The organism is Staphylococcus sp. SA22 (assembly GCF_054165785.1).
On sequence record NZ_JBSZQY010000003.1, the window covers coordinates 199,820 to 212,163 of the forward strand.

Here is a 12,344-nt window from a genome sequence, read left to right on the forward strand (position 1 = left end):
TCCCTACTTACTTATTGAATATTGTTTTGATATATTGCGCCCAATGATACAGCCAATTGTTAGTTATCGTTGGCCATTTTTCACTGATGTGATTCATTATTTTTAATGTTAATTTTGTATCTATCATTGCTAGTTGTTGTTCACGGTCAACACTAGTTAATCCAATCGTTTCGTACATGTCTTGTTTCTGTAAAATTTCATTAAATGATTCATCACTGACGAGTTCAATTTCTTTGCGCTTAACGCATTCTAACAAAGATTTCACCGGCATTTTATTAGGTGATAGCACATGGTAAATGATTTGTGGTGTGTTGACCTGTGCTAATGCGACAATTTGTCTTGCAGTCGTATCCACAAAAGAAAAATCTACAGGCATTTCAGCGAGGCTAACCCCGATACAATTCAGTTGTAACAAATCATTCATTACCATTGAAAAACGGTTAGTCTTTATATTTCTCATATGCCATCTTCCATTGTAAGGACTCGTCAAATTACCAACACGTACAATCCGTCCATCTAAGCCATTATTTACAGCTTCTAATACTTTTAATTCGCTATAAAATTTACTCCGTGTATATGGTGATGTTAGTAGTTGTCCTTTATAGACATCCGCTTCTGAAAATGTCACATCTTCTGTGTCTATATCAAAATAAGTTCCCACACTTATCGTAGACACATATATTAACCTTGCATGATGTTGTTGTGCCAAACGTATAACATCAACAGTACCTTGAAGATTTACTTTTTCAAATTCATCATCATCACCAAAATGATCTGTACGAGCACCTGCATGAATAATCGTATCCATGTTTTCTGGTAAAACAACATCATCCATACACTCAAAATCACCAACAATGACTTCAATGTTTGATAACATCATTTCAACCGTCTCTTCTGAAAAATAATCATTTAAATTCGTCATCAACTTATACCATGCTATTTCCTCATTATCAGCACGTATGAAACAATAAATGCGATGACTGCATCCTTGTAGTGCTTCAATCAGATAAGCACCTAAAAACCCTGTAGCACCAGTCAATAGTGTATTTCCTAGAGGTCGATGACTTAGACTATCCTCTAAAATACCCAAATTATAACGAGTCATAACTATGTTTTGTAATTCCGAAAGATTATCCGGTAATGCAACTAATGATTGTTGATTTTGGTGCATATAATTAACAATCTGTCGCACGGTTTTATATTGATATAATGTCTGCATTGAAATATGATGGCCAAATCGTTTTAAATGCGAGACAACTAACATCGCCTCTAATGAGTTACCACCAAGTTCAAAGAAATCATCGTCAACACCGACATCATTTTGTTTCAATACCTCTCCGAATACATCAACAAATGTCTGCTCAATTTCATTAGATGGTTCGCTATACACTTTATTAGACTGTTGTATAGGTGATGGATTTGGCAAACGCGTAGTATCCACCTTGTCATTCGTGGTTAATGGCATACAATCGATATGCGTTATAGTCTTAGGAATCATATACTTAGGCAGATGATCATTTAAATATTGCTTCAAATCCTGCTCCACTTGTTGCTCTCCGACATAATAAGCATTCAATATATCATGCGTATCAAAGTGACTTACTGTGACAACACAATCAGATATACCACGAATAGCTAATATTGCATTTTCAATTTCATCAAGTTCAATACGGTACCCGTTAACTTTTACTTGTTTATCTATTCTTCCTAAAAATTCAATTTGACCATCAGAAGTATAACGTGCTAAATCACCACTATGATACAACTTTCCTTTACCAAATGGATTATTTTGCCATTTTTCAGCCATTAATTCTGGACGGTTAATATATCCTATCGCTAAACTATCACCTGCAATACACAACTCGCCTGGCATACCAATACCGCATAACAAACCATCTGACATAATATACACTTGGATGTTAGATAAGGGTTTGCCAATTGGAATCGTCTCAGGTATCAAATCACCACATTGATGTGACCAATACGATGTGATGACTGTTGACTCAGATGGTCCATAGGCATTGAAATACGTGCCACAATGCTTCTCAATATATTTAACAAAGGATGCCGTACTAGTTGCCCCGCCTGTAATCAATTTTTCAATATAAAAGTTTTCCATAACACTACACATCTGTAATGGAATCGACGCAACCGTCACACGATGCTTATTAATGAGTTGTTGTAACTGTGCTGGATTAACACGTTCCTCTCTATCTGGAATCACAAGCGTATGACCATTTAACAAACAACAATAAATCTCCATAACTGATGCATCAAAAACAATATTTGCATGTTGCAAAAATACTTCATTGTCGCCTAATTGCAATTCAGTTGACCATGCATGCACTAAATTCAACAAATTTCGTTGTCGTATGGCAACCCCTTTAGGCATCCCGGTCGTACCAGATGTGTAAATAGCATACATCTCATTATCTAACATCGCTGTGTTTTCAAGTTGATCGCCATGTAAATCATCATATTGTTCATTTTCCTTTGATTCAACAAAACCTTTAGCATTTTCCAATTGAATGACTGGTAATGTCGTTTCAATTTCAATGCCGTAAGACATGACTGCAGTTACTTTAGCATCCTCCAAAATTGCGCCTTGTCGCTTTTTCGGAAAATCAATATCGATAGGTATATAAGATGCACCTACTTTAACTGTCGCCAACATCGCCGCAATCATTTCAAAACTACGTTCTGTAAACAAGGCAACCCGTTGACCATTGCCCACACCATTTGATAGGAGCATGTGCGCAATGGCATCCACATAGTTACGTAATGTTTCATATGTCATTGTCAAATCATTCATGACTAGCGCAACATGATTACCTTGTCGTGAAACAACTTCATTAAAGTAACTTATGATAGATTTATTTCCCGGGACATTAAGCATTCGATTGTTAACATGCGTATTGACCCAATTTAGAAGTTCCTCCGTGCCGTTTGGTATATCACAAATTTGTAGTGTATCTTGATGCTTCAAAATATAATCAATCATAATCATACATTGATTCCCCATGTGACGAACTGTTTCTGAGTGATATAAATCGGTATTATACTCGATATTGATTGTATAGTCATCGCGATCTTCTTCAATGATGAAAGATAAATCAAATTTCGCCGTCACCGATTTGTGTTGAATGTGTGTTAATTTACTATGCCCAAAATGAGCATGATTCGTTTCATTGTTTTGTAGTACTAACATGACATCAAATAATGGATTCCGTGAGGCATCATGTGATTGATCTAAGTCATTTACTAAGCATTCGAATGGGTATTCTTGATGCTCGTATGCCTCCAAACTCATTTCCTTAACCTCTTGTAAAAACTGTGTCCATATTTTATCAGGTGACGGTTGCCCTCTATATACCAACGTATTAGCAAACATGCCTAGCATTTGTTCCGTGCCTTTATGCATACGCGCACTCATTACACTACCGACAACAACATCATCTTTTCGAGCATATCTGCTTAACAACGTCATGACCACACTCATAAAGAACATAAAATCAGTAATTTGATGCTTTTCTACATACTTTTGAAGTAGCTGTCTCGTTTGTTGATTCATTGTAAATGACATCATTGCTCCATTTGTCGTTTTAATATTTGGTCTAACATAGTCTGTCGGTAAACTTAAAATAGGTACTTCATCTTTGAATTTAGATAACCAATATTGTCTATGTTTCGTCATATCACGATGCGACATCCACTCACTATAGTCTTTATATTGCAATTTAAGTGGTAACAATAATTTATGTTGATAAAGTGCGTTAAGATCATTCATTAATTGTATATTACTCATACCGTCATTAATGATATGATGTGTATCTATAAACAGGTATGCATGTAATGGACTTCTAATGTATCTCACTCTAATTTGACTTGGCTTTTCCAAATTAAAAGGTGCCACAAATTGGCGCATGATTTCTTGTTCATCCGTAAAATGCGTGTTAACTTCTTCAAAGTCAGCTACAACATCTGCCACAATACGTTGTCGAACCTCATCATCTACAACAATATATTGTGTTCGTAGAATCTCATGTCGCGCTATCAAATGCTGAACTGCTTGTCGCAATTGAGCTACATTAAGTTCTGATGATAACCGCCATAAAAAAGGTATGTTATACACCGTATCTTTATGGTTTGATTTCCATAATAAATACATTCGCTTTTGTGCAGAGCTCAACACATAATCATCTTTAACTATAGCTTCAGGAATCACTTCATAGTTTTGTTCTTGAACCTTAGCAATCGCTTGCGCTAGTTCAAATACAGTTGGCTTTTGTAATAAATCACCAATTTGTAATCGTTTCCCAGTAGATGCCTCTATCCGATTCACCACTAACGTTGCTTTTAATGAATGGCCACCTAATTCAAAGAAATTATCATGAATACCTACTTGATTCACATGTAAAATATCTGCAAAAATTTGGCATAGCAAGTGTTCGGTATCTGTACTCGGTGCTACATAGGCATACGTATCAACATAGTCCATGATAGGCAATGCCTTCTTATCTAATTTCCCATTAATAGTAATAGGAATTTGCTCAATATGCATAAAATTAACTGGTATCATGTACTCCGGTAAGGTCATACGTAATTGTGATTTAATCTTATTATGTGATAATGTATGCATCGCTTCATAATAAGCAACGATATACTGATCTTGATCATGATTTTGAACAATAACAACAGCTTTATTAATACCTTGTATGCGCTCGAGCGCATGCTCAATCTCTGACAACTCAATCCTAAAACCTCGAATCTTAACTTGTTTGTCCTTTCGATATAAATAATCTATGTTGCCATCGGGTAACAAACGAACGATATCACCACTTCTATACATCAGCTGATTTATATTTGAATCTTTGATAAATTTATCTGCTGTCAATTCTGGCTGATTTAAATAACCTGCAGCTAACCCAAAGCCACTTGTACATAATTCTCCAGGAATACCAACGCCACATCGACGCTCGCCTTGCATGATATAAACATGAGTACCAAGAATCGGTTTACCAATAGGAATACGATTTGGAACTTTGTTAGGTATATTATACGTCGTTGTAAATGTTGTATTTTCAGTTGGTCCATAACCATTAATAATTTGAGGATGCTTCGGTCTTTGATTAAGCAAATCCACCCACTTAGCATTCAATACTTCTCCACCAATTAATAAATACTTTAACGGTACCAATACTTCTATTCGTTCACTAGCAATCTGATTAAATAATGAGGAGGTTAACCACATAGTATTAACGTCATTTTCATTGATTAATTGTTCTAACGCTATTGGATTTAATAATTGTTCTTTTTTAGCAACAATCAGTTTTCCACCATTGAGCAATGCACCATATATTTCAAATGTTGCAGCATCAAAGGCTATAGTTCCTGATAACAAAATCGTCGTCTCTTCATTTAATGGTACATAATGATTTTGATGGACCAAGCGAACAATACCTCGGTGCGGAATTAGTGTCCCTTTAGGTTTACCAGTTGTCCCCGACGTGTAAATAACATACGCATGATCTTCTAACGTGTTACATTTAGAAAGATTGTCAATATTTTTCCACGCTATCTTGTTCAAATCAATGTGATTAATATTTTGTTTACTATTTTCATATAAAGCTTGGTACGTTATTACAACTTTAGGCGTTGCATCTTTTAAAATGTACTCCTGACGATCACTTGGATAGTTCGGATCAATTGGCACGTAAGCCCCACCAGCTTTCAACACACCTATCATCGCTATTATCATCTCAATACTTTTTTCAGCTATGACAGCGACACGATCCTTAGGTTCAACACCGTACTGGTTTCTCAAACGGTGTGCTAAATCATTCGCGCGTGCATTCAATGTTTGATATGTTATAAACACTCCGTCAAATTGCACAGCCACATGATTCGGCGTTGCTTCAACTTGTTGCTCAAATAAGGTAACAACTGTTTGCGCATCATCTATCTCAGGCAAATTTAAATTGATATCGTCATATAATTGAATATCACGTTCTGTCATCAAATTAAGTTCATCTACAGTTGTTCGTTCATTTCCATTTTCTTCAGTAATTTGCAAATAAATATTACGAACTAAGTCACTCAGCGTCTCGATTGAGAGCAAATCATATGCTGCACTGTTATATATAATTTTGAACCCGTGTTGATGTGGAAAAATTTCAATATCCGCTAAAGATGTATGTGCATCATGTATTTGATGTACATCCTCAATAACATCATTACAACAAGGCATCATTTGATGATAACAATGAAAAATAGTCTCTAATGAAAGCGAAGACTTCGCGCACTGTAATTGCGACATATTTTGCAACACACTTTTATTAAAATCTGATGTAAAACGTTGACATACATCTTTTGCATCGATTGTTAACGTTAATGGCACAATATTTCCGTGCAAATCATTTGGTAAATGTGATGGTACATGTATACCTAATGTGACATCATGTTGTTGACTCATTATATGATTAGCTAAATACACACTAACAGCCAACGATGCCATATCTATTGATGTCATATCATCAATCAAATACGTTTGATATAAAGCTTGCTCAAATGGATGCTTAATTGGTAAATAACTATCAATATGGATGTCAGAGTTATTCTCTAACCGAAAGTAGTTTGAGTCTAATGCTATATGCGATGCATCTTGATTGTCTTTATCATCATTTCTATTTAAATGTGCATGCTGTCGAGTATTGTTAATAACAGTATTGCCACGATATGCATTGCATAAATCATCAAGAAAAATATCAATTTGACTATCATCGAAAATGGACACATGAAAATCTAATAGTATATATGCAGCATCAGCGAACTGAAACAATTTAAATTTGAATAAAGGTGAATCATTAAAATGGTAAGTACTTAATTCTTGCTTAAAAAAAGCTTCTAAATCATAGTTTGCGGAAGAAGATGGAACTTGTTTTATCTCAATAAAAGGCAGAAATTCATGAAGTTTCATTGTTAGATTGTCATCGGTAGTAACATCAAAAAAATGTCTTATAGATGCATGTTGTTGCACAATTGTCGATAATGCATACATCATTTTAGTAGCTTCAACATTTTTAGCGAGTTTAACCCAATACGCATTACGGTGTGTCGTTGATTCTGTATTATTTTTGTATATACGAAAATATTCCTGTTGAAATCTCAAATTACCCATAATCATAAAAAGTCCTTCTTTCATATCATAATACTCATTACTTATTGAAATTGCATGATGATATGATAACTGACGAAATGTTAATTAACTCGTTATGTAATGATTAATATAAAACACCATTCGCAACATATGAGCGATATATTCTACCCTAAAATACATCTTGTATCATCGTTACAATTGGTATATTTTTCAATGTAAATTACATACATCTTCGATAAATAGCACACTACAACTCGTTAATCACTTTCTCTTGTTCACATCTCATTGCAAATTCAATATTGTTGTTACAAAATATCCATGAAGCAAGTTTATATTAAACAAACAACTCGCATAAAACAATTGTTATCCTTAAATTTTAACAAATTCTTAATAAATTTATCTCTATTTTAATCACGACCAAATTAATAGGTTTTCAATATAAAGAGACTTATTAAATAAATGTTTCAGCAAATTCAATCTATGCTTACTTTCTTTCGTCCTCTAAATACACCTGTAACAAGTAACAAAGCACCCATTACTAACAAGATAAACATACACAGCCCCATTTGTAAGGAGGTTAAGAACACACCCAAGACAATCCCTAACCTCGCTAATGTTTCCGACATATGAATACCTAATGCATGAAAAGCACTATATGTCCCTCTTTTATCTTCTGGAATAATTTTAAAGCGTTGCTCTTCAAATATAGGCGAATAAACGATTTCGCCTATAGTAGCAATCATCATGAATAAGATGAGCAAGCTAAATTGATTGAGATACGTGATTCCACTATAACCGACAATATAAAATAGTAAACCGAACACTAAAGCTATTTTAAAATCTATTTTTAATACAACTTTTGAAATAAAATACGTGAGTACAATGACACCAATAGTATTGGTCATGAGTAAAATTGCTAACATCTTTGCCCCTGTAATATCATAAGGACCTATGCTGATGGTCTCAAATTGATCTTTTAATCTAATTGCAATATACGAAGATGTTGAGAATTCACCCATCATTAAAATACTGAATCCTGAAATCATTAACATATAGTTTCGATCTTTTAAAACTGATTTATAACTACGCAACACTTTCAAAATATGAAATTGTTGATAAAAAGGCGTTTGCGCATTAGCAACAGTTCGTACTGATTGATTTTGGTCTTCTGGCAACCAAATATATAAAATCACCAGTACAATTAAAAAAATACATGCCGCGACTAAGAAAAGTATCAACATACTATGACCATAGATTAATCCACCTAACAAAGCTCCGATAGCAACCGATAAGTTCGTAATCCAATAACTCATTTTGTAAATGTAATGTTCAACATCTTCCGTTATTGCATCCATAATTAATGTATCCATAACTGGAAATTGCAAGCCCCAAACGATAGTGAATATAGCGTATGCAATGCAAAAGCAGATGATTTGCCATAGCTGGTTAGAGCTAAATATGCCCATTAACACTAACATAACAACCATCGTCAACTGATAAATCAGCACGAGAGACTTTTTTGGAAATATTTCGATAATATAGCCAGAAATAATAGATAACGGAAACTTCAAAATCACTAAGACAACAAGATATATGCCAACGATAGATTGATTTAACATATCAGTTAAATATAATGCTATAAATGGGATAAACGCTGTCGTAATAATCAATTGTAAAAAATTACTAATTAATCGTACTTTCAATGTTGTACTTAATCGCTTCATTGATAACTACACCTCACTCGACATGTATAACCAACTCAATATTTATGGACTCCTGATTTTTCACGTATTTTCACAAAAATTGTACATTTCACTCAAGACATACTCGTTCAACTTCTTAATACTTATTTAATTTATGACTATATAGCAGTAGTTGATGCGGGGGCCCCAACATAGAGAAATTGGAACACCAATTTCTACAGACAATGCAAGTTGGGGTGGGGGCCCCAACATAGAGAAATTGGAACACCAATTTCTACAGACAATGCAAGTTGGGGTGGGGGCCCCAACACAGAAGCTGGCGGAAAGTCAGCTTACAATAATGTGCAAGTTGGGGTGGGCCCCAATATAAAGAAATACTTTTTCTTTAGAAATTAGTATTTCTTATGCATGAGTTTTACTCATGTATTCCTTTTTAAGTACACATTAGCTGTGGCTAATGTGTAAGAACCACTACATAATAGATCATTTGTGATTCTTTATCATTTCTATCCCACTCTCTAATTATATATTATTCCAGATGATTGAAATTTATCAATAATTGCGTAAGTGAACACATATGTGCCCGAACGTTGTATTATAATTTAGGCGCTTAATTTTAAATGCGTAATCGCACTAAAAAAACTACTACCATCTATAAAACGGTAGTAGTTTTCGACGAATAAAATTATGCACCATCTTAATTCAGTTAGCTATTCAACTCTGCTTCAAGTTTACCTAAATGTCTTAATGTTGGTGTCAATGCTGCGAAGAAGAATCCTTCTTTTAACTTGCGAACTTGTGGTGAATATGGTGTGTATGCTCTTGAGCCACCATTGACAACAGAAGCTTGATTCACATCTAACAATAAATAGCCGATGTCCTTCTTCAATGATATTAATTCATTTAAATGTGAAGTTAAGTTACCGTCATCTAATATTGCATAATATTCCTCTCTAAGTTGACGATAACGTTTTTTAAAAGCTTCAACATCATACTCTAAATATTGATTTATTCCGTTTTGCGCATTTGAAAATGCATCAATTAACTCTAAAGAACTTTTAATTGAGCCTAATCCTATTGGAATTTGGTAAGCAATAAATTGCGGGCGAATAGTTGCCGCAAATTGCTTCGCATCATGCGTGATAATTTGTGATTGTGGCACTACGACTTGATTCAAAGTAATTTGATACGTTGCTGAGCCGTTTACCCCTAAAAAATTTATTTTTTCAACAAGAGTGATACCATCTTGATTGGCACGTAGAATGAACATTACAAAGTCATCTGATGATTCATGCTTCGAAATCGCACCAAAATAATGGTCTTTTTGAATATTACTTACAGCTGGCATACGTCCACTGACAACCAATTGTCCATCAACATAAGTGTGTTCAAGGTTCAACTTTTCTAAATCATTAAATGACTTCATCGGATTAGACAATCCGGTAGCACCTAATATTTCTCCAGATAACAATTGCTGTTGTAAGTCATTATTTAAATGTGGCTGCGTGGCATTTTCTAAATACGTTGAAAAAGCCAATTGGCACCATAAACAAAAACCTGTTGTCAAACAAGATTGCGATACAGCTTCGATTACTTCAGCATTTTTTCTCAATGCCGCCTCACCGAAATAACCATCTACAAATAATTGCTGAATAAATGTTCTCGGATAATACGTCCCTTCATCAACTTCTACTAAATGAGGATCTAATTGTTCTTTGATAAGCGTTTCTAAAGTCATCATCATCTCTCCTTATTCACCAAATCTTCTAAGTATAAACTGCTCAATATAACTAATGAATCGATCAATAATAAAACCAAATAATCCGATAAAGAATATCGCTGCTAAAACATCTTCTAAGTTCAACATATTTCGTGCATCAACGATCAAAAAACCTAATCCCGATTGCGCACCAATCATTTCACCAGAAACTAAAAATATCCAACTTGTTCCTACCGCCATATGTATCCCAGCCATGATTTGTTTAAATGCCCCGGGAAATAATATATTGCGATACAATGACCACCCAGTTAAATTTAAATTTGCTGCAATTTTTAAATATTGGGGTTCAATGTCTCTAACTCCTTTAATGGTATTGAACACTATTGGGAAAAAAGCAGCGATAAAAATAATAGCAATCGCTGGCAAACTACCAATACCAAACCATAGAACAACAAATGGTGCCCAAGCTATCGGAGATATCGGCCTAATCAATTGAAATAGCGGTTCGATAGCGTTGTATAGCCAACGATTCCTTCCAAGCAAGAAGCCCAATGGAATAGCAACCAACAATGCGACAACAAAGCCCGCTACAAATCTCCATAAACTAATTGCCAAATGTTGGAAAATTTCTCCAGTAACAATGAAAGTCCAAATACTTTTTCCTACAAGAGCAGGACCAGGTAACAATACAGGTTGGTAATGCCCAATAATAATGACCATTTCCCAAATGCCTAAGAAAATAATAAATGTGATAATAGGTAATATAATTTTATTAATTGTGAGACGTGTCATGAACGTGATGCCTCCTTATACAATGACGGTTCAACAAAGTCATCATATGCAGGTGGATTAAACAAATGATGTTGTTTTACTAATGTCGTAATTTCTTGATAGCCGGATGGCTTAATTGTTAAATCACCATAGGATGTCCATGCCGCTGACTGTGTTAAAACGTCACGACTTTGTTTAAAATGATGCGTCATAATGTCTACACTTTTCTTGCGATCATTCATTTTAAAGCCAGAATTTTTATAATCTTTTACAAATGCTTGCGCTACATCCTTGTGTTGATCAAGCAATTCGCCTCTCAGTACTAGCACACAGCAATACGCATCAGGTATAACGTCATCACCATGTTTCAAAGTCTTACCTTTGCCTAACTTTTCACCCAGTGCACCAAATGGTTCGGCTACAGAATACCCTGTAATTCTGTGTTCACTTAATGCGGCTGGCATCTCCGCTGGCGACATTTCATGATAGCTGAAATGACCCGGTTCAATTTTCAATTGTTTACGTAATTCCTCAAGTAAAAGATAATGTGTTGAATAACGATGCGGTATACCAAAATGGTAATCATCGCCAGTATTATTAAATTCATTTAAGTGCATACCTTTTTGTCCCATAATGACATTACCTTCATGATGACCCAATGCCACAGCCTTTATATTCGAGCCCTTCTGCTTTGATTTCATCGCGAGCTCTATTAAAGTTGATGCACCATCAATACGACCACTGTTTAATGCGTCCATTAAATCTGGCCAATTATTGAATTTAACTAATTCTAGTTTGTATTTCGGATGATTGTGTTGTGATAATAATTTTTTAGTCATCATCAAATTAGCTGAATGTGTAATCGGCAAATATCCAATTTTAATCACTTGCTGCTGTTGGACATTTTTAGACGGTTCTTTAGACGTCCTTTGCCAATCACATCCTGTAATTATAAAGATTCCAATGATGACGATTATGCTTAACCTTTTCATCG

General features: G+C 34.7%; 5 protein-coding genes. All 5 read right to left on the bottom strand.

Annotation, left to right across the window (positions count from 1 at the left end; translation table 11 throughout):
• Positions 1–7 precede the first annotated feature (7 nt).
• The 5 genes from ausA to ACXQH5_RS04785 all read right to left on the bottom strand — a co-directional run bounded on the left by ausA (position 8) and on the right by ACXQH5_RS04785 (position 12,342).
• Positions 8–7,183, bottom strand: a complete 7,176-nt coding sequence (gene ausA / locus ACXQH5_RS04765; protein ID WP_000605285.1) for an aureusimine non-ribosomal peptide synthetase AusA — start codon at positions 7,181–7,183, stop codon at positions 8–10.
• Between the two features lie 446 nt (positions 7,184–7,629).
• Complete coding sequence (locus tag ACXQH5_RS04770; RefSeq protein ID WP_000826848.1) at positions 7,630–8,880, bottom strand: MDR family MFS transporter; 1,251 nt, start codon at positions 8,878–8,880, stop codon at positions 7,630–7,632.
• Positions 8,881–9,565: 685 nt separating this feature from the next.
• Positions 9,566–10,597: an acyl-CoA/acyl-ACP dehydrogenase gene (locus ACXQH5_RS04775; RefSeq protein ID WP_000171652.1), complete on the bottom strand. Its 1,032-nt coding sequence runs from the start codon at positions 10,595–10,597 to the stop codon at positions 9,566–9,568.
• A gap of 12 nt (positions 10,598–10,609) precedes the next feature.
• Entirely contained in the window at positions 10,610–11,371 is a 762-nt protein-coding gene (locus ACXQH5_RS04780) for an ABC transporter permease (protein WP_000197556.1), read from the bottom strand.
• The gene (locus ACXQH5_RS04785; protein WP_000826679.1) at positions 11,368–12,342 is read right to left on the bottom strand and encodes an ABC transporter substrate-binding protein; all 975 of its coding nucleotides are present in this window, start codon (positions 12,340–12,342) and stop codon (positions 11,368–11,370) included. Before ACXQH5_RS04785 ends, ACXQH5_RS04780 begins: the two co-directional genes overlap by 4 nt.
• Between the last annotated feature and the right edge of the window lie 2 nt (positions 12,343–12,344).

Excerpts from the sequence above, each read along its gene's own strand:
- ACXQH5_RS04775 (WP_000171652.1), bottom strand. The coding sequence starts at position 10,597 with ATGACTTTAGAAACGCTTATCAAAGAACAATTAGATCCTCATTTAGTA.
- ACXQH5_RS04780 (WP_000197556.1), bottom strand. The coding sequence starts at position 11,371 with ATGACACGTCTCACAATTAATAAAATTATATTACCTATTATCACATTT.
- ausA (WP_000605285.1), bottom strand. The coding sequence starts at position 7,183 with ATGATTATGGGTAATTTGAGATTTCAACAGGAATATTTTCGTATATAC.
- ACXQH5_RS04770 (WP_000826848.1), bottom strand. The coding sequence starts at position 8,880 with ATGAAGCGATTAAGTACAACATTGAAAGTACGATTAATTAGTAATTTT.
- ACXQH5_RS04785 (WP_000826679.1), bottom strand. The coding sequence starts at position 12,342 with ATGAAAAGGTTAAGCATAATCGTCATCATTGGAATCTTTATAATTACA.